The sequence below is a fragment of the Paraburkholderia sprentiae WSM5005 genome, assembly GCF_001865575.2.
Classification (GTDB): domain Bacteria; phylum Pseudomonadota; class Gammaproteobacteria; order Burkholderiales; family Burkholderiaceae; genus Paraburkholderia; species Paraburkholderia sprentiae.
On the sequence record NZ_CP017561.2, the window covers coordinates 3,093,113 to 3,117,535 of the forward strand.

At 64.3% G+C, this 24,423-nt stretch carries 25 protein-coding genes; 14 read left to right on the forward strand and 11 right to left on the reverse strand.

Translation table 11 applies throughout. The features are described from left to right. Positions 1–81 precede the first annotated feature (81 nt). From BJG93_RS14050 to BJG93_RS14095, 10 genes are all read left to right on the forward strand, one after another. Positions 82–732, forward strand: a complete 651-nt coding sequence (locus BJG93_RS14050; protein WP_027198878.1) for a hypothetical protein — start codon at positions 82–84, stop codon at positions 730–732. A gap of 19 nt (positions 733–751) precedes the next feature. Next, positions 752–1,312 carry a TlpA family protein disulfide reductase gene (locus BJG93_RS14055; protein ID WP_027198879.1) on the forward strand — a complete coding sequence of 187 codons (561 nt, stop codon included), beginning with the start codon at positions 752–754 and terminating at the stop codon, positions 1,310–1,312. Positions 1,313–1,520: 208 nt separating this feature from the next. Beyond that, on the forward strand, positions 1,521–1,976 hold the full coding sequence (gene aroQ, locus BJG93_RS14060) for a type II 3-dehydroquinate dehydratase (protein ID WP_027198880.1): 456 nt from the start codon (positions 1,521–1,523) through the stop codon (positions 1,974–1,976). A gap of 79 nt (positions 1,977–2,055) precedes the next feature. After that, positions 2,056–2,523 carry an acetyl-CoA carboxylase biotin carboxyl carrier protein gene (gene accB, locus BJG93_RS14065; protein ID WP_027198881.1) on the forward strand — a complete coding sequence of 156 codons (468 nt, stop codon included), beginning with the start codon at positions 2,056–2,058 and terminating at the stop codon, positions 2,521–2,523. Positions 2,524–2,638: 115 nt separating this feature from the next. Continuing rightward, complete coding sequence (accC, locus tag BJG93_RS14070) at positions 2,639–4,003, forward strand: acetyl-CoA carboxylase biotin carboxylase subunit (protein ID WP_027198882.1); 1,365 nt, start codon at positions 2,639–2,641, stop codon at positions 4,001–4,003. Positions 4,004–4,006: 3 nt separating this feature from the next. Next, a complete protein-coding gene (prmA, locus tag BJG93_RS14075; RefSeq protein WP_027198883.1) occupies positions 4,007–4,909 on the forward strand; it encodes a 50S ribosomal protein L11 methyltransferase in 903 nt (300 codons plus the stop codon). A 47-nt stretch (positions 4,910–4,956) separates the two neighbouring features. Then, the gene (locus BJG93_RS14080) at positions 4,957–6,357 is read left to right on the forward strand and encodes a zinc-ribbon and DUF3426 domain-containing protein (RefSeq protein ID WP_027198884.1); all 1,401 of its coding nucleotides are present in this window, start codon (positions 4,957–4,959) and stop codon (positions 6,355–6,357) included. Positions 6,358–6,429: 72 nt separating this feature from the next. Next, positions 6,430–6,930, forward strand: a complete 501-nt coding sequence (gene tpx, locus BJG93_RS14085) for a thiol peroxidase (protein ID WP_027198885.1) — start codon at positions 6,430–6,432, stop codon at positions 6,928–6,930. 91 nt (positions 6,931–7,021) lie between these two features. Next, positions 7,022–7,960, forward strand: coding sequence for a carbohydrate kinase family protein (locus BJG93_RS14090; RefSeq protein ID WP_027198886.1), 939 nt, complete (start codon positions 7,022–7,024; stop codon positions 7,958–7,960). 25 nt (positions 7,961–7,985) lie between these two features. Then, positions 7,986–8,462 carry an outer membrane lipoprotein gene (locus tag BJG93_RS14095; RefSeq protein ID WP_027198887.1) on the forward strand — a complete coding sequence of 159 codons (477 nt, stop codon included), beginning with the start codon at positions 7,986–7,988 and terminating at the stop codon, positions 8,460–8,462. Between the two features lie 227 nt (positions 8,463–8,689). On the opposite strand, the gene BJG93_RS14100 is transcribed toward BJG93_RS14095, so the two are convergent. The 8 genes from BJG93_RS14100 to BJG93_RS14130 form a co-directional block, all read right to left on the reverse strand. After that, positions 8,690–9,340 (reverse strand): histone H1-like repetitive region-containing protein, encoded by a 651-nt coding sequence (locus BJG93_RS14100; protein ID WP_082194663.1) that lies wholly within the window; start codon positions 9,338–9,340, stop codon positions 8,690–8,692. A 29-nt stretch (positions 9,341–9,369) separates the two neighbouring features. Continuing rightward, the gene (locus BJG93_RS14105) at positions 9,370–9,687 is read right to left on the reverse strand and encodes a hypothetical protein (RefSeq protein ID WP_082194664.1); all 318 of its coding nucleotides are present in this window, start codon (positions 9,685–9,687) and stop codon (positions 9,370–9,372) included. 87 nt (positions 9,688–9,774) lie between these two features. Then, complete coding sequence (locus tag BJG93_RS14110; RefSeq protein ID WP_027198888.1) at positions 9,775–11,010, reverse strand: ribonucleotide-diphosphate reductase subunit beta; 1,236 nt, start codon at positions 11,008–11,010, stop codon at positions 9,775–9,777. Positions 11,011–11,577: 567 nt separating this feature from the next. Beyond that, the gene (locus BJG93_RS14115) at positions 11,578–14,580 is read right to left on the reverse strand and encodes a ribonucleoside-diphosphate reductase subunit alpha (RefSeq protein WP_027198890.1); all 3,003 of its coding nucleotides are present in this window, start codon (positions 14,578–14,580) and stop codon (positions 11,578–11,580) included. A 43-nt stretch (positions 14,581–14,623) separates the two neighbouring features. Then, on the reverse strand, positions 14,624–14,758 hold the full coding sequence (locus BJG93_RS36065; RefSeq protein ID WP_269217454.1) for a hypothetical protein: 135 nt from the start codon (positions 14,756–14,758) through the stop codon (positions 14,624–14,626). A 354-nt stretch (positions 14,759–15,112) separates the two neighbouring features. Next, positions 15,113–15,709, reverse strand: a complete 597-nt coding sequence (ampD, locus tag BJG93_RS14120) for a 1,6-anhydro-N-acetylmuramyl-L-alanine amidase AmpD (protein ID WP_027198891.1) — start codon at positions 15,707–15,709, stop codon at positions 15,113–15,115. Continuing rightward, positions 15,706–16,014: a PP0621 family protein gene (locus BJG93_RS14125; protein WP_027198892.1), complete on the reverse strand. Its 309-nt coding sequence runs from the start codon at positions 16,012–16,014 to the stop codon at positions 15,706–15,708. Before BJG93_RS14125 ends, ampD begins: the two co-directional genes overlap by 4 nt. A gap of 10 nt (positions 16,015–16,024) precedes the next feature. Then, the gene (locus BJG93_RS14130) at positions 16,025–16,948 is read right to left on the reverse strand and encodes a cytochrome C assembly family protein (RefSeq protein WP_027198893.1); all 924 of its coding nucleotides are present in this window, start codon (positions 16,946–16,948) and stop codon (positions 16,025–16,027) included. A gap of 81 nt (positions 16,949–17,029) precedes the next feature. On the opposite strand from BJG93_RS14130, the gene ffh reads away from it, so the two are divergent. Both ffh and BJG93_RS14140 read left to right on the forward strand, forming a co-directional pair. Continuing rightward, positions 17,030–18,397: a signal recognition particle protein gene (ffh, locus tag BJG93_RS14135; RefSeq protein ID WP_027198894.1), complete on the forward strand. Its 1,368-nt coding sequence runs from the start codon at positions 17,030–17,032 to the stop codon at positions 18,395–18,397. Positions 18,398–18,550: 153 nt separating this feature from the next. After that, complete coding sequence (locus BJG93_RS14140; protein ID WP_027198895.1) at positions 18,551–19,102, forward strand: hypoxanthine-guanine phosphoribosyltransferase; 552 nt, start codon at positions 18,551–18,553, stop codon at positions 19,100–19,102. Positions 19,103–19,195: 93 nt separating this feature from the next. Here the strand turns inward: BJG93_RS14140 and BJG93_RS14145 are convergent, their stop codons facing one another. Both BJG93_RS14145 and BJG93_RS14150 read right to left on the reverse strand, forming a co-directional pair. After that, positions 19,196–19,795 (reverse strand): MarC family protein, encoded by a 600-nt coding sequence (locus BJG93_RS14145; protein ID WP_027198896.1) that lies wholly within the window; start codon positions 19,793–19,795, stop codon positions 19,196–19,198. A 12-nt stretch (positions 19,796–19,807) separates the two neighbouring features. Beyond that, on the reverse strand, positions 19,808–21,544 hold the full coding sequence (locus tag BJG93_RS14150; RefSeq protein WP_027198897.1) for a proline--tRNA ligase: 1,737 nt from the start codon (positions 21,542–21,544) through the stop codon (positions 19,808–19,810). A gap of 301 nt (positions 21,545–21,845) precedes the next feature. On the opposite strand from BJG93_RS14150, the gene BJG93_RS14155 reads away from it, so the two are divergent. Continuing rightward, positions 21,846–22,595, forward strand: a complete 750-nt coding sequence (locus BJG93_RS14155; protein ID WP_027198898.1) for an RNA pyrophosphohydrolase — start codon at positions 21,846–21,848, stop codon at positions 22,593–22,595. Positions 22,596–22,671: 76 nt separating this feature from the next. Further along, positions 22,672–23,229 carry a CNP1-like family protein gene (locus BJG93_RS14160; RefSeq protein WP_027198899.1) on the forward strand — a complete coding sequence of 186 codons (558 nt, stop codon included), beginning with the start codon at positions 22,672–22,674 and terminating at the stop codon, positions 23,227–23,229. 34 nt (positions 23,230–23,263) lie between these two features. On the opposite strand, the gene proB is transcribed toward BJG93_RS14160, so the two are convergent. Beyond that, positions 23,264–24,382, reverse strand: a complete 1,119-nt coding sequence (proB, locus tag BJG93_RS14165; protein ID WP_027198900.1) for a glutamate 5-kinase — start codon at positions 24,380–24,382, stop codon at positions 23,264–23,266. Positions 24,383–24,423: the final 41 nt, after the last annotated feature.

The following is a 24,423-nucleotide window of genomic DNA, read 5'->3' on the forward strand; positions in this document are numbered from 1 at the left end:
TGCCCCTGCCGGCCATGCCCGGCGGCGCCCCGCGCGGGCCGCCTGGCCGCGTCGCCAGGGGCGATCGAGTATCATGCGAGGATGGTCCGCAAATCACATTTCGATCCGCAGCGCGTGCGCGAGGAAATCGCGATCGCGGCGGCACGCCTGATTGCCGAAGACGGTCTGGATTACGCCAGCGCGAAGCGCAAGGCGGCCCGGCAGGTCGTCGGCGAGACCCGGGTTGCCGGCGAATGGCTGCCGGACAACGATCAGATCGAACAGGAAATCCGTGAATATCAGTCGCTGTTCCAGGGCGACAGTCAGCCGGCGCTGCTGCGACGGCTGCGCATGATCGCGGTCGACTGGATGAGGCGGCTCGCGCCGTTCAATCCCTACCTGACGGGCGCGGTGCTGGGCGGCACGGCCGGCGAGCATTCGGATATCCATCTCCAGGTCTTTTGCGACAACCCGAAGGAAGTCGCGATCTACATGCTCAATGCAAACCTCCAGTATGACGTGTCCGAAACGCGCCATTTTGCGGGCCGCGGCTATGTGGAAACGCTGAGCTTCCTGTGGCGCCCCGCGGACGAGCGCGCCGCCGAGCCGGTCGGCATCCACGTCGCGCTGTACGAAACCGACGACCTGCGCGGCGCGGTGCGCGCCGACGCGCGCGGCCGCACGGCGCGGGCGAATCTGCAGGCGGTCCAGGCGCTGCTCGACGGCGACGAAGTGCCGTCCTTCACCAATTGATCAGACGGAACGGAGCACGATGAACACGAGACGTATGCTGGTGGGCGCGGTCGTCGCGCTGGCTGCCGCCGGCGGCGGCGTGCTGGCCAATCACTGGCTCAATCGCGGTGCGGACGTCGCGAATGCGGCGCAGGCCGGGTCACAGTCCGACGCGCATGCGAGCCCCGTCCAGCAGCTGTGGACCACACCCGTCACGAACATCGACGGCAAGCCCCAGTCGCTGAGCCTGCTCAAGGGCCACCCGATCGTCGTGAACTTCTGGGCCTCATGGTGCGGTCCGTGCGTCGAAGAAATGCCGGCGCTGTCGCAGATCCAGCGCGAGTACGCGCAGAAAGGCATTCAGTTCGTCGGCCTCGGCGTCGACTCGGAAAAGAACATCCAGACCTTCCTGCAGAAGGTCAAGGTCGCGTACCCCATCTACGTAACCGGCTTTGGCGGCGCGGACCTCGCTCGGGCGTTCGGCAACAATGCGGGCGGCTTGCCGTTTACCGTCGTGATCGACGCAAAAGGCAACGTCCGCTCGACCAAATTAGGCCAGATCGACGCCGCGGCGCTGCGCCGGACGCTCGACACGCTGTAAATTCCCCGATTTCTCACGCCGCGTTTTTTGGCATGCAATTCCGCGCAGAACGAGCAAAAATACGCGGATGATTCCCGAATTTGAGTGAAGTTCGACCCTCGGCCGCGCCGCAGCCCGCCGCGGCCGTGGCCGGGTACGCGCGTGAAACTAGACAAGTTTCTCTAATCAGCGCTAAAGTGCGCGCAATTCCACGGAAAAAGAAGCGACCATGACGCGACTGCTGGTACTGCACGGACCCAACCTCAACCTTCTCGGCTCCCGGGAACCCGAGGTCTACGGTCGCGTGACCCTGCCGCAGATCGATCAGGCGCTAGCGGACCGCGCAGCCGATGCAGGCGTCGAGCTCGCGTCTTTCCAGAGCAATCACGAAGGCGCGCTGGTCGACCGTATCCAGGCGGCCCGCGCCGAAAAAACCGATTTCATCCTGATCAATCCCGCCGCCTACACGCAGACGAGCGTGGCTATCCGAGACGCACTGGCGGGGGTCGGCATCCCGTTCGTCGAGATTCATCTATCGAATGTGCATCGACGGGAATCGTTCCGGCATCACTCATATTTCTCCGATCAGGCTGAGGGCGTCATTTGCGGCCTCGGCTGGAAGGGGTATCTGTACGCGCTCGAATTCGCGCTCGACCGGCTCGCGGCCGGCTCGTCGCGCGGCTGAACCCAAACACGTCCAATTTGAGCCGGCTACTGCACGCTCGCACGCGCCGGCATACAACGCATTGAAAAGGGGCACCCCGATGGATCTACGTAAACTAAAAACTCTGATCGACCTCGTCTCCGAGTCCGGTATTTCGGAACTCGAAGTGACCGAGGGCGAAGGCAAGGTCCGCATCGTCAAGAACGCGCCGCCCGTTTACGTTCAACCGTCAGCCTCCTACGCCGCACCGCAATTCCAGCAAGCCGCGCCGCCAGCCGTCGAGGCGCCGGGCGCCGCGGGCGCTCCTGCCACGCCGGCCGCCGCCGCGCCGCAGGGTCACGTCGTGACTTCGCCGATGGTCGGCACGTTCTACCGCGCACCGTCGCCGGGCGCCGATCCGTTCGTGCAGGTCGGCGACACGGTCAAGGAAGGCCAGACCATTTGCATCATCGAAGCGATGAAGCTGCTCAACGAGATCGAGTCGGACAAGTCCGGCGTGGTCAAGGAAATCCTCGTCGAAAACGGCCAGGCGGTCGAGTACGGCCAACCGCTGTTCGTGGTCGGCTAACGCGGCACGCACTGTTCGCCGCCCGCGCGCCGTTCTCCCGAGGCGCGCGACCGATCCTCTGCGGCAGCCGGCGTCGTGACCGACCCGGCGCCCATTGATGAGTCGAAAACCCGCTATGTTTGAAAAAATCCTCATTGCCAATCGTGGCGAGATCGCGCTTCGTATCCAGCGCGCCTGCCGCGAGCTCGGTGTCAAGACCGTCGTCGTCTATTCGGAAGCCGACAAGGAAGCCAAGTACGTGAAGCTCGCCGACGAGGCGGTCTGCATCGGCCCCGCGCCGTCGAATCTGAGCTATCTGAACATGCCCGCGCTGATCAGCGCGGCCGAAGTCACCGACGCCGAAGCGATCCATCCCGGCTACGGCTTCCTGTCGGAAAACGCCGATTTCGCCGAGCGCGTCGAGCAGTCCGGCTTCACCTTCATCGGCCCGCGTCCGGAAACGATCCGCATGATGGGCGACAAGGTCACGGCCAAGCAGACCATGATCAAGACCGGCGTGCCTTGCGTGCCCGGTTCGGAAGGCGCGTTGCCGGACGATCCGAAGGAGATCGTGAAGATCGCCCGCCAGGTCGGCTATCCGGTCATCATCAAGGCCGCGGGCGGCGGCGGTGGCCGCGGCATGCGCGTGGTCCATACGGAAGCGGCGCTCGTCAACGCGGTCAACATGACCCGCGAGGAAGCCGGCCGCGCGTTCGGCAACCCGCAGGTCTACATGGAGAAATTCCTCGAGAACCCGCGGCACATCGAAATCCAGGTGCTGGCCGACTCGTTCAAGAACGCCGTGTGGCTCGGCGAGCGCGATTGCTCGATGCAACGCCGTCACCAGAAGGTGATCGAGGAAGCGCCGGCGCCGGGCATCGCGCGGCGTCTGATCGACCGCATCGGCGATCGTTGCGCTGACGCGTGCAAGAAGATGGGCTATCTCGGCGCGGGCACCTTCGAGTTCCTGTATGAAAACGGCGAGTTCTACTTCATCGAGATGAACACGCGCGTGCAGGTCGAGCATCCGGTGACCGAACTGATCACCGGCGTCGACATCGTGCAGGAGCAGATCCGCATCGCGGCCGGCGAGAAGCTCACGTTCCGTCAGCGCGACATCCAGTTCCGCGGCCATGCGATCGAATGCCGGATCAACGCCGAAGATCCGTTCAAGTTCACGCCGTCGCCGGGACGCCTGACGTCGTGGCACATGCCCGGCGGTCCTGGCATCCGCGTCGATTCGCACGCCTACAATGGTTATTTCGTGCCGCCGAATTACGATTCGATGATCGGCAAGCTGATCGCTTACGGCGCGACGCGCGAACAGGCGATCAAGCGGATGCGCATCGCGCTGTCGGAAATGGTGGTTGAAGGCATTCACACCAACATCCCGCTGCACCGCGAGCTGATGCTCGACGCGAAGTTCGTCGAAGGCGGCACCAGCATCCACTACCTCGAAAACCGGCTGGCCGCGCGTCAGCAGGTCGCGGAAGAAGCGTAAGTCATGAGCTATCGGGAACTGGTTGCCGAACTGGCGCGGGAGCACGCGGACGAGTTGTCCGACGCGTTGCTCGAATTGGGCGCGCTGTCCGTGTCGGTCGAAGACGCCGACGCCGACACGCCCGATGAGCAGCCGCTGTTCGGCGAGCCGGGTCTCACGCCTGATCGCACGGCGTGGCAGCATTCGCGCGTGATCGCGCTGCTCGCGCCGGAACAGGATCCGGCCCTGCTGCTCGCCGCCGCCGCCAATGAAATCGGACTCGATGCCGCGCCGGCGCATACCGTGCGCGAGGTCGAGGAACAGGATTGGGTGCGGCTCACGCAGTCGCAGTTCGATCCGATCCCGATCGGCGAGCGCATCTGGGTCGTGCCGTCGTGGCACGATGCGCCGGAGCCCGACGCGCTCGTGCTCGAACTCGATCCGGGCCTCGCGTTCGGCACCGGCAGCCACCCCACGACGCGTCTGTGCATGGAGTGGATCGAGCAGTCGGTCAAGGCGGGCCAGTCCGTGCTCGACTACGGCTGCGGTTCGGGCATCCTCGCGATTCTCGCGAAGAAGTGCGGCGCCGATCCGGTGATCGGCATCGACATCGATCCGCAGGCGGTCGAATCGGCGCGTCACAATAGCGAGCGCAATCACGCCGACGTCACCTATGGCCTGCCGGATACCTGCCCGGCCGGCGAGTTCGACGTCGTGGTCGCGAACATCCTATCCAATCCGCTGAAGCTGATGGCGTCGATGCTGTCGTCGAAGGTGAAGCCGGGCGGGCGCATCGCGCTGTCGGGCATTCTCGCGCGCCAGGCCGACGAAGTCGCGCGGGTCTACACGCACTGGATCGATATCAGCGTGTGGCGTGAACACGAAGGTTGGGTGTGCCTCGCCGGAACGCGCCGCGAAAGCAATTAGAATAAGGCGTATTGTCAACCCAACGGCCTCAGGCTCAACGGCTCGAAATGCACCTGGCGACGCGCTGCCCCTTCTGCGAAACTGTCTTCCGTCTGCAACCGGCGCAGCTTGCGCAGCGCCGCGGCCTCGTGCGATGCGGGCATTGCCAGGAAGTCTTCGACGCGTCGAGCAGTCTGTTCGACGTCGCCGAAGGCGGCGATTTTTCCACCGCCAAACCGGTTGCCGCCGCGGCGGCGATCGAAGCGCTGTCCGGTGTGCGGCAGCAGCGCCCGGACTTCAGCAGCGACGCGTGGGACACGTGGGTGCCGGCTTCGCACCCGGTGTCCACTAGCCATTCCAGCAGCACGCTCGACAGCCGTTTGCGCGACCACGCGAGCAGCGTGCCGCTCGCGCCGCTGCCGCCTGGCGGCAACGAGCACGCACCCATCACATCGGGCACGCCGCACCTACCGACCGAACCGCAGTTGCACGCCGGCGCTTTCACGGCGCCGCTACCCGCGGACGACGAACCGACGCTGGCCGACGCGCCGCTCGATCCGTTTGCCTATCCGTCCGACGACGCGGTTGACGAACCGCCTGTCGTCACGCCCACCGCGCCTGCTGCCCCATCGCGAGCCGAAGACGAAGCGCCGCGCGTCTGGCACAAGGTCGAGCGCCCCGGGCCGTCCACGTTCGATGAACCGGCGCGGCGCGAACCGGCAAGCCGGCATGGCATGCCGGACAACGAACCGCGCTTCGGATCGGGCGGTGCGGGGCCGGCCGGCTTCGGCGCCGCCGCTGGCCTGGGTGCTGCGGGTGCTGCGGGTGCTGCGGGTGCTTTCGGCGCCGGCGGTCCCGGCGGTCCTCGCCCGCCGAACGGTCCTTCGCCCGCCGCATCGAGCGGCGAACCATTTTCGGTCAACCCTCCCGTCAGCGACGGCGCCGATCCGTTCCCGGTCGTGCGAGAAACCCGCCCCGCGGACGCCGGGCGCGTCGGCTGGATCGTAGCCGGCGTGGTGCTCGCCACCCTGCTCGTCATCGCGCTGCTGGCGCAGCTCGCGTGGTGGCAGCGCGAGACCGTGATGGTCAACCTGCCGCGCTCGCAACTCCTCTACGCTCAAGCCTGCGCGCACCTCGGCTGCCAGCTGACGCCGCCGCACGACATCGAAGGCTTGCTGGTCGAGCCCTCCGATCTGCGGCAGATCGACGGTCCGCACAAGCTCGAGCTGAAGATGCCGCTGCACAATCGCCTGAACATCGCGCTCGCCTACCCCGCGATCGAACTCACGCTGCTGGACGATCAGAATAACGTCGCCGTGCGGCGCGTGCTGTGGCCGCAGGATTACGTGCCGCCCGGCACCGGAATCGCGTCCGGCCTGCCCGCACACGCGACGCAGACGATGATCGTGCATCTGGACACCGGCACTGCGATCGCCTCCAATTTTCGCGTACAGATTTTTTATCCGTAGCGCACCCTCGCGCGCCCGCTCGCGAGCGGGCGCATCATTGTCTTCACTGACGCCCTTTTCGGAGCACAACACATGAGTCAAGTCACGCTGGGTGGCAACCCGATCGAAGTAAGCGGCACGTTCCCGTCGGTCGGCCAGCAGGCGGCCGCCTTCTCCCTGATCGGCAAGGACCTGAAACCGCTGACGCTCGCCGACTTCGCCGGCAAGCGCAAAGTCCTCAACATCGTCCCGAGCCTCGATACGCCGACCTGCGCGACGTCGACGCGCAAGTTCAACGAAGCGGCCGCGAAGCTGAGCAACACGGCCGTCATCGTCGTCTCGGGCGACCTGCCGTTCGCGGCGTCGCGCTTCTGCACGACCGAGGGCATCGAGAACGTGGTGACGGCATCGACGTTCCGCGGCCACGAGTTCGCACAGGCGTACGGCGTCGACGTGACGAGCGGTCCGCTGACCGGCCTGACCGCGCGCGCGGTCGTCGTGCTCGACGAAAACGACAAGGTCCTGCACGCCGAGCTGGTCGGCGAAATCAAGAACGAACCGAACTACGACGCAGCGCTCGCCGCGCTGAAGTAAGCCCTCTCGCACGAACGACGGCGCCGCGTCTCGCGCGGCGCCGTCGCTGCGTCGCGTCTCTTCCCACCGCTTTCATACAGGAACGCTCGCCTTGGCTACGCTCATCTGCGGCTCGCTCGCGTACGACAACATCATGACCTTCGAAGGCCGCTTTCGGGAGCACATCCTGCCGGAGCAGGTCCACATCCTGAACGTGAGCTTTCTGGTGCCGACCATGCGTCGCGAGTTCGGCGGCTGCGCGGGCAACATCGCCTATGCGCTGAATCTGCTCGGCGGCGACGCGCGCATCATGGGCGCGATCGGCGCCGTCGACGCGCAGCTCTATCTGGACCGCCTCGCGCAGCTCGGCCTGTCGACGCAAAACGTGCTCGTCGTGCCCGACACCTACTCGGCGCAGGCGATGATCACGACCGACCTCGAGAACAACCAGATCACCGCGTTCCATCCGGGCGCGATGATGCAATCGCATCTGAACCGCGCTGATGAAGTGGCAGGCCTGACCCTCGGCATCGTCGCGCCGGACGGCTACGACGGCATGGTTCAGCACTCCGAACAGCTTGCCGCCGCGGGTGTTCCGTTCATCTTCGATCCGGGCCAGGGTTTGCCGCTGTTCGACGGCCAGACGCTGCGACGCATCATTGAACTTGCTACCTACGTTGCGGTCAACGATTACGAAGCCAGGCTGGTGAGCAATAAGACCGGCTGGTCGATCGAACAGATCGCCAGCAAGGTCGACGCGCTGATCATCACGCTCGGCGAGAAGGGCGCAGAGATCCATCACGGCGGCGGCATCGAAGAGATTCCGGCGGTCACCGCGAAGCAGGTGCTCGACCCCACAGGTTGCGGCGACGCGTTTCGCGGCGGCCTGCTCTACGGTATCGAGAAGGGCCTCGGCTGGGCCACGACCGGCCGTCTTGCCAGCTTGATGGGCGCACTGAAGATCGAGCATCAAGGCCCGCAAAACTACGCGCCCAGCCGGGCGGAAATCAACGAGCGGTTCAAGCAGGCCTTCGGATACGACCTGCACTGATATCGCGTGCTATGGGAGTTTGGGAATGAGAACAACGCGTCGCCTGATCGTCGCCACTTTGATCGCCGGTTCGCTGGCCATGTCGGGGTGTGCGGTCAACAGCAGCTCTCCGGACGTTTTCACCGCTTCGCAGGCGCAACGCGAACAGACGGTTCGCATGGGCACGGTGGATAGCGTTCGCGCGGTGCGGATCAGCACGAACAACGGTCAGCCGAGCGGCGTCGGCGCACTCGGTGGTGCGGCGCTCGGCGCGCTCGCCGGCAGTACGATCGGCGGCGGACGTGGCTCGATCGCGACGGGTATCGTCGGCGGCATCGGCGGTGCGGTCGCGGGCAATGCAGTCGAAAACCGCGTCGCGGTGCGCGACGGTATCGAAATCACCGTGCGGCTCGACAACGGCGACATGCGCGCCATCACCCAAACTGCTACCGGCGAGATCTTCCGCGCCGGTGATCGCGTGAGGCTGCTGTCGAGCGGCGGCGTCACGCGCGTCACACACTGAGCGCAGTTGTTCCCTCGCGCGGCCGCGCATAGATCAGCGCCGCGACGACTTTACACGCATGCGCCCTCGCGGGTTCATGCGTGTTTTTACTTGTTGGGGCGACGCGCAAAAAAAAGCCCGCCACCGGCACTCCGGTAACGGGACACTGACCGGGTGGCGCTCGCACCAACTCGAGCACGACCCGGTCACCCGACACATCGTGCGATGTGTCGAATTACTGCTACTGCTTACGGACGGCTGCCCGTCGGGAACGGCCATGCCGCTGCCGGGTTCAGCGCGGTCTTCACAGTCGCCGCCGGTGCGCTCGAGACAGCAGGCGCAGCGGGAGCAGGGGCGGCCTTCTTGGCAACAGCCTTCTTCGCAGGGGCAGCCTTCTTCGCAGGCGCAGCGGCCTTCTTCGCGGCAGCCTTCTTGGCAGGTGCAGCCTTTTTGGCAGGCGCAGCCTTCTTGGCAGGTGCAGCTTTCTTGGCGGGTGCGGCTTTCTTGGCTGCAGCCTTTTTCGCGGGTGCCGCCTTCTTGGCAGCGGTCTTCTTCGCTGCGGCCTTCTTCGCCGGTGCAGCCTTCTTCGCCGCGGCCTTCTTCGCCGGTGCCGCTTTCTTCGCTGCTACCTTCTTCGATGCGACCTTCTTCGCTGCCGCTTTCTTCGCCGGTGCTGCCTTCTTCGCCGCGACCTTCTTGGCTGCAACCTTCTTCGCTGCAACCTTCTTCACTGCGGCTTTCTTCGCCGGTGCTGCCTTCTTCGCCGCGACCTTCTTCGCTGCAACCTTCTTCGCTGCGACCTTCTTGGCCGGAGCAGCCTTCTTAGCCGGAGCAGCCTTCTTGGCTGCGGTCTTCTTTGCTGCGGGCTTCTTGGCCGCGGCCTTCTTTGCAGTTGCCATCATTTTCTCCTTCAGGTTTTCAGATGAGGTCAGTTCAAACTACACCCTTCGTCAAAACCCGCTTCCCGCGGACGCTTCTCAGGGCGCGCGCTACGAAGCGGGCTATTCATCGGCGTACGCAGGTCCGGCGCGCTTACGCTAATGAATGCGGTAAGGCGCGCCGTGCCCGAAGGCACCGCGCGCCAAATCTGGTCGACGTCGCAAGGCGACGCCGGCAATTGCTTGATCGGGCCGCCGGCAACGACGCCAACGGCTTTTTCCGGGGGGAAGTTTGCCCATCCCACTGAAGGGTCCGCAAAGTGCCTGTCATGTTTGTGGGCCGTCAAGGCACCGGGCACGCTTTGCATCAGGCCGTTCTGCTCCTAACCCGGGGCGCCGCGGCCACAGGCGGCGGCATCCCCATCAATGAATACATCTGCGACGCGAATCCCGGCTTACTCCCAGGAAAGCGCTCCGCCAGTCTGATATTCGATCACTCGCGTCTCGAAGAAATTGCGCTCCTTCTTCAGATCGATCATTTCGCTCATCCACGGGAACGGGTTTTCCTCGTTCGGGTAGAGCGGGTCGAGACCGATCTGCTGGCAACGGCGGTTGCAGATGAAGCGCAGATAACTCTTGAACATCGACGCGTTGAGGCCGAGCACACCGCGCGGCATCGTATCTTCGGCGTAGCGGTATTCGAGCTCGACCGCCTGCTGGAAGATCGCGCGAATTTCGGCGCGGAACTCGGCCGTCCAGAGGTGCGGGTTTTCGAGTTTGATCTGGTTGATCAGGTCGATGCCGAAGTTGCAGTGCATCGACTCGTCGCGCAGGATGTACTGGTACTGCTCCGCCGCGCCGGTCATCTTGTTCTGGCGGCCGAGCGCCAGGATTTGCGTAAAGCCGACGTAGAAGAACAGGCCTTCCATCACACAGGCAAACACGATCAGCGAGCGCAGCAGCGTCTGGTCTGCTTCGAGCGTACCGGTCTTGAAGGCCGGGTCGGTCAGCACGTGGATGTACGGAATCAGGAATTCGTCTTTCGCGCGGATCGACGGGACCTCGTGATACGCGTTGAAGATTTCGCCCTCGTCGAGACCGAGCGACTCGACGATGTACTGGTAAGCGTGCGTGTGGATCGCCTCCTCGAACGCCTGGCGCAGCAGGAACTGGCGGCATTCGGGCGCCGTGATGTGGCGGTAGGTGCCCAGCACGATGTTGTTGGCGGCGAGGGAATCTGCCGTCACGAAGAAGCCCAGGTTGCGCTTGACGACGCGGCGCTCGTCTTCGGTCAGCCCGTTCGGGTCTTTCCACAGGGCGATGTCGCGCGACATGTTCACTTCCTGCGGCATCCAGTGGTTGGCGCAACCCGCCAGATACTTTTCCCAGGCCCACTTGTACTTGAACGGCACCAGCTGATTGACGTCAGTCTGGCCGTTGATGATGCGCTTGTCGGCAACATTGACGCGCGCTTCGGAAGCAGCCGCCGCGTTGGCAACCGCGTTGCCAACATGAGCGACCGGAGCGACAGCGATGTCGTTCGCGAAGACTTCTTGAGCGGAGGGAGCGTGAGCAGCGGAACGCGTTCCGATTTGCGAACTCACAGCCGACCCCGCAGCGTTGCGCAACACGTTCGGTTGCGTCGCGCTCGAGGGAGTTACGGCAGTGATCTCGTCATCCCAGTTGAGCATAAATGTCACCATCAATTTAGAACGGTTTGTACCATCTTTTCACGAGCGATAAAAGACTTCGTTCGCGAAAATTCCTGTTTTCGATTCGCGTTGCTACGTTCATACAACACTTTGTTCGACATGCTGTGCGTGACGCGTCGAGTGACGCGTGATGAACGCATGTTGAAGATGTGTTGCCGAGGTGCTTCGAGAACTCGAAGAGCAACGTTTCGACACGACGTTTCGTTGCTCTATCTCTATCTATATGTATTGCGCAGTGCGTTCGCGGCATCCGTCGACTGATCGACGCCGCGCGAGCCGCTCATCGCGAGAGTCGGCGGTGAGCCGCGTTGATCATCTTGCGTCAGCGTTCGCGGGTGACGTGCGATGTCATGTCGAGCGATCGTCTGGTGTTGCCAACTGCTGGGTCGCTTCGCTGCGTCGACGAGCGGTGAGACTTCGATACGGCTCACCGCTCATCGACCTGCTTCTACTTCATCGACGACGCGCGTTGCTCGCCGCCTGCGGGTCACCTCCTGCGACCCTCGCGTGCAGTTAGCAAGCATCGCTCCCGCTGCTTGCCTCTTTTTACTGGCAAGCCTCGCACTCGTCGAAGCCCGGATCGCCAGGACGCATCATGCAGACCGGACCATCCGCTTCCGGTGCCGCTTCGACCGCCGCCGCGGCAGTCGCTGCAGCAGCCTGGAAGCCGCCGCCCACACCACCCGCAGCGCCGCCGCCCACGCCGAAGCCGCCTGCCGCGCCGCCTGCGCCACCCGAGCCGTCATGACCCGAGCTCACCGCGTTGAGCGCGCCGTGCGCGACCGTCGACTTCTCGACGTGCGTTGCGGCCATCGTGCGGAGGTAGTACGTGGTCTTCAGACCGCGCAGCCATGCGAGCTTGTAGATCTCGTCGAGCTTCTTGCCCGATGCGCCCGCCATGTAGATGTTCAGCGACTGCGCCTGGTCGATCCACTTCTGACGACGCGAGGCCGACTCGACGAGCCACACGGGATCGACTTCGAACGCGGTCGCGTAGATCGCGCGCAGATCGGCCGGGATGCGGTCGATGCGCGACAACGTGCCGTCGAAGTACTTCAGGTCGGCGACCATCACTTCGTCCCACAGGCCGCGCGCCTTCAGGTCGCGCACCAGGTAGTCGTTGACCACCGTGAACTCGCCCGACAGGTTCGACTTCACATATAGGTTCTGATAGGTCGGTTCGATGCACGCCGACACACCGATAATGTTCGAGATCGTCGCGGTGGGCGCGATCGCGACGCAGTTCGAGTTGCGCATGCCGTAGGTCGCGATGCGCGAGCGCAGCACGGGCCAATCCATCGACTCGCTCGAATCGACTTCGACGTAACCGCCGCGCGCTTCGGCGAGCAGCGCCACCGAATCCTGCGGGAGGATGCCGCGATCCCACAGCGAACCGCGGTAGCTCGAGTAGCGGCCCCGCTCTTCGGCGAGCTCGGTCGACGCGTAGTACGCGTAGTAGCAAACCGCTTCCATCGAGCGATCGGCGAACTCGACCGCTTCCTGCGACGCGTACGGCGTGCGCAGCACGTGCAGGCAGTCCTGGAAGCCCATGATGCCGAGGCCGACCGGACGGTGCTTCAGATTCGAGTTACGCGCCTTGGCGACCGCGTAGTAGTTGATGTCGATCACGTTGTCGAGCATGCGCATCGCGACGCTGATCGTGCGTTTCAGCTTGTCGTGGTCGAGCGCGAGCGTGCCGTCGGCCTCTTCCTTCAGGTGCGCGACGAGGTTCACCGAGCCGAGGTTACAGACGGCGATTTCGGCGTCGCTGGTGTTCAGCGTGATTTCCGTGCACAGGTTCGACGAATGGACGACGCCGACGTGCTGCTGCGGCGAGCGCACGTTGCACGGATCCTTGAAGGTGATCCACGGATGGCCGGTTTCGAACAGCATGCCAAGCATCTTGCGCCACAGCTGCGCCGCCGGGATCTTCTTGAACAGCTTGATCTCGCCGCGCGCGACCTTGGCTTCGTAAGCCGTGTAAGCCGCTTCGAACGCAGCGCCGAACTTGTCGTGCAGATCCGGGCAGGTGGACGGCGAGAACAGCGTCCAGTCGCCGCCTTCCATCACGCGCTTCATGAACAGATCGGGAATCCAGTTCGCGGTGTTCATGTCGTGCGTGCGACGACGGTCGTCGCCGGTGTTCTTGCGCAGCTCGAGGAATTCCTCGATGTCGAGGTGCCACGATTCGAGGTACGCGCACACCGCGCCCTTACGCTTGCCGCCCTGGTTCACGGCGACCGCCGTGTCGTTGACGACCTTCAGGAACGGCACGACGCCCTGCGACTTGCCATTGGTGCCTTTGATGTGCGAGCCGAGCGCGCGCACACGCGTCCAGTCGTTGCCGAGGCCGCCGGCGAACTTCGACAGCAGCGCGTTTTCCTTCAGTGCTTCGTAGATGCCGTCGAGGTCGTCGTCGACCGTGGTCAGGTAGCACGACGACAGCTGCGAGCGGCGCGTGCCCGAGTTGAACAGCGTCGGCGTCGAGCTCATGAAGTCGAAGCTCGACAGCACGTTGTAGAACTCGATCGCGCGCGCTTCGCGGTCGATCTCATTCAGTGACAGGCCCATCGCGACACGCATAAAGAATGCCTGCGGCATCTCGATGCGCACGTTGTCGTGATGCAGGAAGTAGCGGTCGTACAGCGTCTGCAGACCGAGGTAGCCGAACTGCAGGTCGCGGTCCGCGTCGAGCGCGGCGCCGAGGCGCTTCAGGTCGAACTGCAACAGCTTGTCGTCGAGCAGTTCGGCTTGCACGCCGCGCTTGATGAACTGCGGGAAGTACTCGGCGTAGCGCTCGCCCATTTCGGCTTGCGTGACTTCTTCTTCGAGGATTTCGCGGCGGATCGTGTGCAGCAGGATACGCGCGGTGGCCTGGCTGTAGGCCGGGTCCTTTTCGATCATCGTGCGGGCAGCGAGGATGGCCGAGTCGTACACCTGGCTCATCGGCACGCCGTCGTACAGGTTCTTCACCGTTTCCGCGACGATCGGCTCGGCGCTCACCGCGTCGCCGAGGTTCGCGCACGCCGACTCGATGATGCCGCGCAGCGCAACCATGTCCAGCGGACGCGTGATGCCGTTGTCGGTCACGTTCAGGCCCGGCGTGCTGCCCGCTTCCGGATGCTCGTCATGCGCGCGCGCCTGGTTGCGCTTCTCGCGATACAGCACGTACGCACGCGCGACGTTGTGTTCGCCGCCGCGCATCAGCGCGAGTTCGACCTGATCCTGAATGTCCTCGATATGGAACGTGCCGCCGTTCGGACGGCTGCGCACCAGCGCGCGCACCACGTTCTGCGTGAGTTGCTCGACCAGTTCGCGCACACGCGCCGACGCCGCGCCCTGACCACCGTTGACGGCGAGGAACGCCTTCGTCACGGCGATCGCGATTTTCGACGGCTCGAACGACACCACGCTGCCGTTGCGGCGGATCACCTTGTAGTCGGTGTAGTTCGCTTGCGCGGCGAGCGCCTGTGCGCCTTGAGCCTGGCCGAACGCCTGGCCAGTCGGTGAGCCCTCGTACCGGGTCGTCACGTTGTCGGTGGTTTGCATGTGCAAAGCTCCTGGTCTTGGAAATGGCGGCGGGTGCCGCGGATTAAATCGAACGCCGCGCCGCCGCGTGCGCGAGCGATGAGGTGCAGGAAGGCCGGCTACGCCGGTTGGCGGGATGCAACTGCGAGGAAGCCTGGTTCGATTTGATGGCGGTCTTCATCGGGTCGGTCGCGATCACTGGCTGGTCCTTTCCTGAATGCTTCTGGATGCGGCCGGCGATCCCCCTACCGGCTGCGCCCCAGGAATTTTTTCGCTGTCTGGAACGCTTGCGGCGCCATGCTCGAGGAGCGGGGCGCCGCAGACTTATCCACGCTTATTCACTCGGTTATGCACATGGTTATTCACAGCACAACACAAGATATAGTGCGAAACTCAGTTGTCGGCACCAAGTATAGTGGAGTTTCGAGACAGGTCAAATCGTTTTATTTGCCCTCGGCGCCTTGACTTTTGCCTCGTGCGGCGCGCAGAAGCTCCCCGGAGACGCAGGCTGCGCCTCGTTCTCTGCGGATTACGCAAGATCGTGCGAAGGGGATTACCGCTTTTCTGAAAACTTGAGATAGGGGAAATACCGACCGTCGAGCGAGGTGTCGCGCCGCAGCCGTGGCCACTCGAAATACGGACCAGGATCGGTCTTGCGGCCGGGCGCGATGTCGGAGTGACCGGCCAGCGCGTCGATCGGATAGCGCGCCTGCAATGCGCTCACGAGCGCGGCGAGCGTGCGGTATTGCGCCGCTTCGAAGGCGGTGGTGTCGCTGCCTTCGAGTTCGATGCCAATCGAGAAATCATTGCAGCGCTCCCGGCCGAAAAAATTCGACGGCCCGGCGTGCCACGCGCGCTCGTCGCATGACACGAACTGCTCGAGTGCGCCGTCGCGACGAATCACGAAATGCGCGGACACGCGCACGCCGCGCAGCTGCGTGTCGTAGTACGGGTGAGCGTCGCAGTCGAGCGTGTTCTGGAACAGCTCGGCAATTGCGGTGCCGCCGAACTCGTTCGGCGGCAGGCTGATGTTGTGGACGACGATCAGCGTCGGCACCGCACCTTGCGGCCGCGCTTCGAAGTTCGGCGAGGGGAGCTTGCGTGCGGCGGGAACCCAACCGTCGGCGTCGACGGTGAACGCGCCGCTCATCGAGCCTCGCGGCCGCTCGGACGCGCGCCGTGGCGCTGCGCGTGCGCGGCGCAGCAGAACACCTGCCCCGCCACGCTGACCGAGTCGCTCTGCGGCGCATGCACGCCGCACTCGACGCAGCGGATCATCGGCTCGGCAAGCTGCGGCTGTTCCTTCGAGGCACGCGCGCCGCCATTCGCAGCGCCGGCACCGTTAGCGGCACGGGCACCGGTGCGTTGCGCGGTTTGTGCGTCGTGGCGGCGCAGCGCCTTCACGAGCCATTGACCGACGATGAACAGCAGAATCAGCAAAAAGATTTGTCGCATGGGGACACGCTCACACTACAGGCCGGTGCAACAGCACCTCGAAAACGAAACGGCTGCCGACGTACGCGAGCAACAGCGCGACGAACGAGGCCAGCACCCAGCGCAATGCCGCACGGCCGCGCCAGCCGGACACCTTGCGCGCGGTCAGCAGCGCGCCGAACATCACCCACGAAAGAATCGCGAACACGGTCTTGTGATCGAGCCGCAACGCGCGGTCGATCAGCTGCTCGCTGAACAGGATGCCCGACAGCAGCGTCAGCGTCAGCAGCACGAAGCCGGCGCCGATCAGACGGAATAGCAGCTTCTCGAGCGTGAGCAGCGGCGGCAGCGTATCGAGCCAGCTCGACCACCAGCCGTTGCCCGCCGCCGCGTGCCGCTGCGCGAGACCGCCGCGCATCGCATGCAAACGCCGCTCGACAGCAAGCATCAGCACCGCGTGCAGCGCCGCGATCGCGAACAGACCGTACGCGACGTTCGCGATGAGGAAGTGCAGCTTGAACATCGGCGCGGCCGCATACGGCAGCACGCGCACGCCGCCGAACGCGAGCGGCAGCAGCGACGCCACGCAAGCGAGCGGCAACACCAGCAGCCGCAAGCCGTCGAGCGGGAAGAAGAAACTCTCGATCCAGTAGATGCCGGCGCCAAGCCAGAACATCGCGGACAGCGCAAACGCGAAGCCGAACACCATCGCGTTCTGCGGGAAGATCGTGGTATGCAGCAGCACGCCGTGAGCGAGCAGCGCGACGAACAGCAGCGCGCGCCCCGGCGCGCTCATGCCGGAGGCGACCAGGGCGCCCGCGCTGGCGGCATGACCGGACAGCGGCGGCACGCTCTCGAGCAGCGGACGCACGGCCAGGTGCCGGTGCGAGCGCCAGCCGGCCACCGCGAGGCCGCCGTAGAGAAGCGCGGTGAGGGCATACAGTACAATATCCATATTCGAAGTTTACACTAGGGCCCTGCTCCGCGACGTCTTGCGCTTCGCGCGCTGCGCGGGTCCCACCGTCCATCGCTCCCCATGCTCGACAATCTGACTCAACGGATGGCGCGCGTCGTCAAGACGCTGCGCGGCGAAGCCCGGCTTACCGAGGCGAACACCCAGGAAATGCTGCGCGAAGTGCGTCTCGCACTGCTCGAGGCCGACGTGGCGCTGCCCGTCGTGCGCGAGTTCATCGCCAAGGTCAAGGAGAAGGCGCTCGGCGAGGAAGTGATCGCCAGCCTATCGCCGGGTCAGGCGCTCGTCGGCGTCGTGCAGCGCGAGCTGACCGCGGTGATCGGCGGCGATTACGAAGGCAAGGCCGCCGAGCTCAATCTCGCCGTCACGCCGCCCGCGATCATTCTCATGGCGGGTCTGCAGGGTGCCGGTAAAACGACCACGGTCGGCAAGCTCGCAAAGCTGCTGCGCGAAAAGTACAAGAAGAAGGTGCTGACGGTTTCGTGCGACGTCTATCGTCCCGCCGCTATCGCGCAGCTGAAAACGGTGACCGAGCAGGTCGGCGCGGACTTCTTCCCGTCGGAGCCGAACCAGAAGCCGGTCGACATCGCGCGCGCCGCGCTCGACTGGGCCAAGCGGCACTATCACGACGTGCTGCTCGTCGACACGGCCGGCCGTCTCGGTATCGACGAAGCGATGATGAATGAAATCGCCGCGCTGCACGCCGAGCTGAAGCCGGCGGAAACGCTGTTCGTCGTCGACGCGATGCTCGGCCAGGACGCGGTCAACACCGCCAAGGCGTTCAGCGACGCGCTGCCGCTTACCGGCGTCGTGCTGACCAAGCTCGACGGTGATTCGCGCGGTGGCGCGGCGCTGTCGGTACGTCACGTGACGGGCAAGCCGGTCAAGTTCGTGGGTGTCGCCGAAAAACTCGACGGCCTCGAAGTGTTCCACCCGGACCGCATGGCGAGCCGCATTCTCGGCATGGGCGACATTCTCGCGCTGGTCGAGGAAGCGCAGCGCGGCGTCGACGTGCAGGCCGCGCAGAAGCTCGCCGACAAGGTCAAAAAAGGCGGCGACTTCGACCTCAACGATTTCCGCGCGCAGCTCACGCAAATGAAGGGCATGGGCGGTCTGTCGACGCTGATGGACAAGCTGCCCGCGCAGTTCCAGCAGGCCGCGGCCGGCGCTGACATGAGCCAGGCCGAGAAGCAGATGCGCCGCATGGAAGGCATCATCAACTCGATGACGCCGGCCGAGCGCGCCAAGCCCGAATTGATCAAGGCGACCCGCAAGCGCCGCATCGCCGCGGGCGCGGGCGTACAGGTGCAGGAAGTCAACCGCATGCTGAACCAGTACGAACAGATGCGCACGATGATGAAGAAGCTCAAGGGCGGCAACCTGCAGAAGATGATGCGCGGCATGAAGGGCATGATGCCCGGCATGCGCTAAGCTTGATGGGAACGGCGCTCGCTCGCGCCGATGCGTGGCTGACTTCGGCATCGTGCGGGTTTATTCTGTAGCGCATCGCGTCGTCCCTCGCGGGAACGTCCCCCGGGATGTTGCCTCTCACACTATGTACACAGTTACCGTCCGTCAGACGTCATGAACCGCGAAGAAGCCCTCCATATTTTTCAACACTCCGAAGAGATCGTTTCGGCCTCGGACGTCACTGCGTCGATCATCCGCATGGCGGGCGCCATCCGCGACGAGATGAGCGAGGACTTTCCGCTCGTTCTGTCGGTGATGGGCGGCGCCGCGGTATTCACCGGCATGCTGCTGCCGCATCTCAATTTCCCGCTCGAGTTCGACTACATCCATCTGACGCGCTACCGCAATACGACCAAGGGCAGCAACGAGATGCAATGGCGCGTTGCGCCGGCCGAGTCGGTGAAGGATCGCGTGGTGCTCGTGCTCGACGACATCCTCGACGAAGGCGAGACGATGGCCGCGATCCGCGACCGCATCCTGGCGATGGGCGCGAGGCGCTTTCTGTCCGCGGTGCTGTGCGAGAAGATCATTCCGAAGGCGAAGCCGCTGCGCCCCGATTACTGCGGTTTCGAAGTGCCGGACCGGTATGTGTTCGGCTGCGGGATGGACGCCAAGGGGTATTGGCGCAATCTGCCGACCATTCGGGCTTTGACCGAGGGGGCGTGAGCGGCGCATCCGCGTACCGGCGAAAAAAAAAGCAGCCTGCATGGCTGCTTTTTTATTGCTGCGACAGTCGCAACTCGCACGCCGCCGCCCGCTTCAGAGCTTGTGCACGAAAGAGCGGATACCGCCGAGCATCATCTCGACTGAAATCGCGACGAGTACGAGGCCCATCAGCCGCTCGAACGCCGCCATCACCCGTTCGCCGAGCCAGGCTTGAATGCGCTCTGCGAGCATCAGCACGATCGCGCAGATGATCATCGTGACGGTCAGCGCACCGACCCACTCGAACATCTTGCCCGGCGCCTGCGAGGTGAGCAGCATGACCGTCGCGAGCGCCGACGGGCCCGCCAACGCTGGAATCGCGAGCGGCACGATCAGCGGCTCGCCGCCGCGCGCATCGCCGCCGAACGGACCGTCCGGATGCGGAAACACCATGCGCAGCGCGATCAGAAACAGCACGATACCGCCGCCGATCCGCAACGACTGGTCACTGAGGCTCATCATGCGCAGGAAGCTCTGCCCCAGCACCATGAACACCAGCAGGATGGCAAACGCGATCGCGACCTCGCGCAGGATCACGACCGTGCGACGCTCCGGCACCACACCCCTCAGACAGCTGACGAAGATCGGGATGTTGCCGAGCGGATCGGTGATCAGGATCAGCAGCACGGTCGCGGACAGGAAGGTGTACTCCACTGCCCGCTCCGCTTAGTTCGCGAGCGCCGCGCGCACTTTGTCGATCACGGTCTGCGCGGCGTCCTCGACCGGCAGCAGTGTCGCTTCGAGGTCGCGGCGGCCCTGATACTCGATCTTGCCGTCCTTCAGACCGCGCTCGCCGATCACCAGTCGATGCGGCACGCCGATCAGCTCCCAGTCGGCGAACATCACGCCGGGACGCTCGCCGCGATCGTCGAGGATCACGTCGATGCCAGCCGCGACGAGTTTCGCGTACAGCTTGTCGGCCTGCTCACGCACCGCGTCGCTGCGGTCGTAGCCCATCGGGCACAGCACGACTTCGAACGGCGCGATCGATTCCGGCCAGATGATGCCCTTGTCGTCGAAATTCTGTTCGATCGCGGCACCGAGAATACGTGTGATGCCGATGCCGTAGCAGCCCATCTCCATCGGGCGCGGCTTGCCGGTTTCGTCGAGGCACGACGCGTTCATCGCTTCGGAATACTTGGTGCCGAGCTGGAACACGTGGCCAACTTCGATGCCGCGACAGATGTCGAGCACGCCCTTGCCGTCCGGCGACGGATCGCCCTTCTTCACGTTGCGGATGTCGGCGACGACCGGCTCCGGCAGGTCACGGCCCCAGTTCACGCCAGTGATGTGATAGTCGATCTCGTTTGCGCCGACCACGAAGTCGCTCATATTCGCGACCGTGCTGTCCGCGATGACCTTGACCGGCTTCTTCGTGTTGATCGGACCGAGATAGCCCGGCGGCGTGCCGAACGTCTCGACGATTTCGGCTTCGGTCGCCATGCGGAAAATACTCAGGCCCGGCAGCTTGGCCGTCTTGATCTCGTTCAGATCATGATCGCCGCGCAGCATCAGCAGCCAGATCGTCGGCTCAGCGCCTTCGTTCTCAGTTGCGAGCACGACCGACTTGATCGTGCGTTGGAGCGGAATGTTCAGTAGTTCGGCAACCGCCTCGCACTTCGCCTTGCCGGGCGTCGCGGTCTTCGTCATCTCTTCCGCCGGCGCCGCGCGTTCTGCGATCAGCGACAGCGCTTCGGCCGCCTCGACGTTCGCGGCGAAATCCGAGCTCGGGCAATACGCGATGTCGTCTTCGCCGATGTCGGCGATCACGTGGAATTCATGCGAGCCGCTGCCGCCGATCGAACCGTTGTCGGCCGCCACCGCGCGAAACTCGAGCCCGAGACGCGTGAAGATGCGCACGTACGCGTCGTACATCTTGCGATACGACTCGCGCAGACCCTCCGCGTCTTTGTCGAACGAGTACGCGTCTTTCATGATGAACTCGCGGCCGCGCATCACGCCGAACCGCGGACGGATCTCGTCGCGAAACTTCGTCTGGATCTGATAGAAGTTGACCGGCAGCTGGCGGTAGCTCTTGATCTGATTGCGCGCGATATCGGTGACCACTTCCTCGTGCGTCGGGCCCATGACGAAATCGGCCTGCTTGCGGTCCTTGAAGCGCAGCAGCTCGGGACCGTACTGCTCCCAGCGGCCCGACTCCTGCCACAGCTCGGCCGGCTGCACGGCCGGCATCAAGAGCTCGATGGCGCCTGCCCGGTTCATTTCCTCGCGCACGATCGCTTCCACCTTGCGGATCGAACGCAGGCCGACCGGCAGGTAGTTATAGATACCACCGGCGACGCGACGGATCATGCCCGCGCGCACCATGAGCTTGTGGCTGATGATCTCGGCGTCGGCGGGCGCTTCTTTGAGGGTGCCGATAAAGAAACGGGAGGCTTTCATTCAAGGTGTCCAAAAGCGGCGGCTTCCGGTGGGAGCGCCAAAAAGGGTGAAAACATGGGGAAATCGACACAGATCGGTGGCGAAGCCGGCACGGTTCGCGCGACCGGCTGCGCTGCCCCCCGCGCGGCGCTGAAACCGCCGCGCAAAGCCTCTCACACAAGGGATGGGGCACGGAAAACCGACAGGCTACCGCAAACACGGGCCGGTTGCGGCGAATCGTTCCATTCTTATGCGATTCGGTGCGAAGGGTCCGTTATCTGTTTATAATCAAAGCAATTTTAAAGGATTCGAAGGTGGTTGTATGCTGGATCGTGAAGGCTTTCGCCCGAACGTCGGCATCATCCTCTTGAACGCGCACAACGAGGTGTTTTGGGGTAAACGGCTCCGTGAACATTCCTGGCAGTTTCCGCAAGGGGGCATCAAATATGGTGAGACCCCAGTGCAAGCGATGTATCGGGAGTTACACGAAGAGACCGGGCTGCTTCCGGAGCACGTCAAGGTGATCGGTCGCACGCGCGACTGGTTGCGTTACGAGGTGCCTGACAAGTTCATCAAGCGCGAAGTACGCGGTCATTACCGCGGCCAGAAACAAATCTGGTTTTTGCTCCGGATGGTAGGACGCGACTGCGACATCTGTCTGCGCGCCACCGACCACCCCGAGTTCGATGCGTGGCGTTGGAACGAGTATTGGGTACCGCTCGACTGTGTGATCGAGTTCAAGCGGGATGTGTATCAGTTGGCGCTGACGGAGTTGTCCCGTTTCATGCGCCGGCCTGCGCCGCGTGCGGAAAAACCTGGCGGGCATCATGGGTCGCGTTATCCCCGGATAGCGTCGTCGATGCAAAGCCCGCCGGATTCCACGGTAAGCACGGTGGTCGCTACCGTCACTACCGTGAGTTCGGTCAGCGTCGAAACTTCGACGCGCGTGCTGGTCGTGCCGGACTGCGGTCCCGGCTTACGGGATGCGAACGCGAGACCGGAGCACGAGCGGGAAACGGCCGAAGCCGACGACGCAGTCGCCCCGTTAGTCCGACGAGGCGTGCGCGATTAATCATTCCAGGCGGCGGCTCACGCCGCCTCTCTCTGGCGCGGCTTTCGGGCCGCGTCCGTCTTTCGAGGGAATCATATTGAAAGCATTTGCACTCGCCGTGGCGTGCGTCGCCACCGGCGCCCTGCTGGCAGGCTGTTCGAGCGCCGGCAAACCGGCCAACAAAGACGACAGCGCGTTCACTTATCTGCTGGATCGCCAGAGCAACTGGGTTGAAAACAAGGTTGACACGTTGCCGCCGCTGCCCACCGACGCAAACCTGCTGCCGTTCGAGGTTTCCGGCAATACGCCGCTGCAGTTCGCGATCGACCCGAAGTCGGTCAGCGTCGGCAATGACGGCGTCGTGCGCTACACGGTTGTCGTCACGAGCCCGGGCGGCGCGCGCAACGTCAATTACGAGGGCATTCGCTGCGACACTTATGAATGGCGTCAGTACGCCGGCCTGAACGCCGATCACGATGGTTGGGACACGACGGTAGCCAACTCGTTTTCGCGCATCGAAAACGGCGCGCTAAACGCGTACCAGGCCGCGCTGTATCAGGACTATATGTGCGCGAACAAGATGCCGACTGGCACGGCACAGCACATCGTCGAGAACATCCGTTACAAGCGCACACAGACGTCGCAGATTCATTGAGCCCGTGCGCGCGATGCGCGCGTCGCCTGAAAGATCAAAGCAGCACGAGATTGTCGCGATGAATCAGCTCGGGCTCGAGCATGTAGCCGAGCACCGACTCGATCTCGCCGCTCGGACGCCGCTGGATCAGCTTGGTTTCCGCGCTGCTGTAGTTCGTCAAACCACGCGCGACCTCGCGCCCCGACACGCTCAGGCAGGCGATCACCTCGCCGCGTGCAAACGCACCCTGCACGTCGACGATGCCGATCGGCAGCAGGCTCTTGCCGCCGGCGGTCAGTTTTTCGACCGCGCCGTCGTCGATCACGACGTGGCCGCGCACCTGCAGGTGATCGGCCATCCATTGCTTGCGCGCCGCCATGCGCGCGGTGCGCGCGATCAGTTGCGTGCCGATCGCCTCGCCCGCCGCCAGCCTCACCAGCACGTCCGCCTCGCGCCCACTTGCGATCACCGTATTGGCGCCGCTATGGGCCGCGCGCTTCGCCGCGAAGATCTTGGTCAGCATGCCGCCGCGGCCGAGGCTCGAACCCGCTCCGCCCGCCATTGCCTCCAGTTCCGGCGCGCCCGCGTCGGCCTGCTCGACGAGCGTCGCGTTCGTGTCCTTGCGCGGATCGGCGGTGAAGAGACCTTGCTGGTCCGTCAGAATGATTAGCGCGTCGCCCTCGATCAAATTGGCGACCAGCGCACCGAGCGTGTCGTTGTCGCCGAACTTGATTTCGTCGGTGACGACCGTGTCGTTCTCGTTGATGATTGGCACGACACCGAGCCGCAGCAGCGTGAGCAGCGTGGAGCGCGCATTCAGATAGCGCTCGCGATCGGCGAGGTCGGCGTGCGTAAGCAGGATCTGCGCGGTCTGGATGGAATGCTCGGCGAAGCGGCTTTCGTACACTTGCGCGAGGCCCATCTGACCGACCGCCGCAGCCGCCTGCAACTCGTCGATTTCACGCGGCCGCTTCGTCCAGCCAAGCCGCTGCATGCCCTCGGCGATTGCGCCCGAGCTGACCAGCACCACTTCCTTGCCCTGCGCGCGCAGCGCGGCAATCTGCGCGGCCCAGCGGCCGATCGCCGCGTGATCGAGGCCGCGCCCGTCGTTTGTGACGAGGCTCGAACCGACTTTGACGACCAGTCGCCGTGAATCTGCGATGACGGAACGCATTGTGCGCTGTCTCCCAAGATGACGCGTGATGCATGCCGGCA

Excerpts from the sequence above, each read along its gene's own strand:
- BJG93_RS14050 (WP_027198878.1), top strand. The coding sequence starts at position 82 with ATGGTCCGCAAATCACATTTCGATCCGCAGCGCGTGCGCGAGGAAATC.
- BJG93_RS14055 (WP_027198879.1), top strand. The coding sequence starts at position 752 with ATGAACACGAGACGTATGCTGGTGGGCGCGGTCGTCGCGCTGGCTGCC.
- aroQ (WP_027198880.1), top strand. The coding sequence starts at position 1,521 with ATGACGCGACTGCTGGTACTGCACGGACCCAACCTCAACCTTCTCGGC.
- accB (WP_027198881.1), top strand. The coding sequence starts at position 2,056 with ATGGATCTACGTAAACTAAAAACTCTGATCGACCTCGTCTCCGAGTCC.
- accC (WP_027198882.1), top strand. The coding sequence starts at position 2,639 with ATGTTTGAAAAAATCCTCATTGCCAATCGTGGCGAGATCGCGCTTCGT.
- prmA (WP_027198883.1), top strand. The coding sequence starts at position 4,007 with ATGAGCTATCGGGAACTGGTTGCCGAACTGGCGCGGGAGCACGCGGAC.
- BJG93_RS14080 (WP_027198884.1), top strand. The coding sequence starts at position 4,957 with ATGCACCTGGCGACGCGCTGCCCCTTCTGCGAAACTGTCTTCCGTCTG.
- tpx (WP_027198885.1), top strand. The coding sequence starts at position 6,430 with ATGAGTCAAGTCACGCTGGGTGGCAACCCGATCGAAGTAAGCGGCACG.
- BJG93_RS14095 (WP_027198887.1), top strand. The coding sequence starts at position 7,986 with ATGAGAACAACGCGTCGCCTGATCGTCGCCACTTTGATCGCCGGTTCG.
- BJG93_RS14100 (WP_082194663.1), bottom strand. The coding sequence starts at position 9,340 with ATGGCAACTGCAAAGAAGGCCGCGGCCAAGAAGCCCGCAGCAAAGAAG.
- BJG93_RS14105 (WP_082194664.1), bottom strand. The coding sequence starts at position 9,687 with ATGCAAAGCGTGCCCGGTGCCTTGACGGCCCACAAACATGACAGGCAC.
- BJG93_RS14110 (WP_027198888.1), bottom strand. The coding sequence starts at position 11,010 with ATGCTCAACTGGGATGACGAGATCACTGCCGTAACTCCCTCGAGCGCG.
- BJG93_RS14115 (WP_027198890.1), bottom strand. The coding sequence starts at position 14,580 with ATGCAAACCACCGACAACGTGACGACCCGGTACGAGGGCTCACCGACT.
- ampD (WP_027198891.1), bottom strand. The coding sequence starts at position 15,709 with ATGAGCGGCGCGTTCACCGTCGACGCCGACGGTTGGGTTCCCGCCGCA.
- BJG93_RS14125 (WP_027198892.1), bottom strand. The coding sequence starts at position 16,014 with ATGCGACAAATCTTTTTGCTGATTCTGCTGTTCATCGTCGGTCAATGG.
- BJG93_RS14130 (WP_027198893.1), bottom strand. The coding sequence starts at position 16,948 with ATGGATATTGTACTGTATGCCCTCACCGCGCTTCTCTACGGCGGCCTC.
- ffh (WP_027198894.1), top strand. The coding sequence starts at position 17,030 with ATGCTCGACAATCTGACTCAACGGATGGCGCGCGTCGTCAAGACGCTG.
- BJG93_RS14140 (WP_027198895.1), top strand. The coding sequence starts at position 18,551 with ATGAACCGCGAAGAAGCCCTCCATATTTTTCAACACTCCGAAGAGATC.
- BJG93_RS14150 (WP_027198897.1), bottom strand. The coding sequence starts at position 21,544 with ATGAAAGCCTCCCGTTTCTTTATCGGCACCCTCAAAGAAGCGCCCGCC.
- BJG93_RS14155 (WP_027198898.1), top strand. The coding sequence starts at position 21,846 with ATGCTGGATCGTGAAGGCTTTCGCCCGAACGTCGGCATCATCCTCTTG.
- proB (WP_027198900.1), bottom strand. The coding sequence starts at position 24,382 with ATGCGTTCCGTCATCGCAGATTCACGGCGACTGGTCGTCAAAGTCGGT.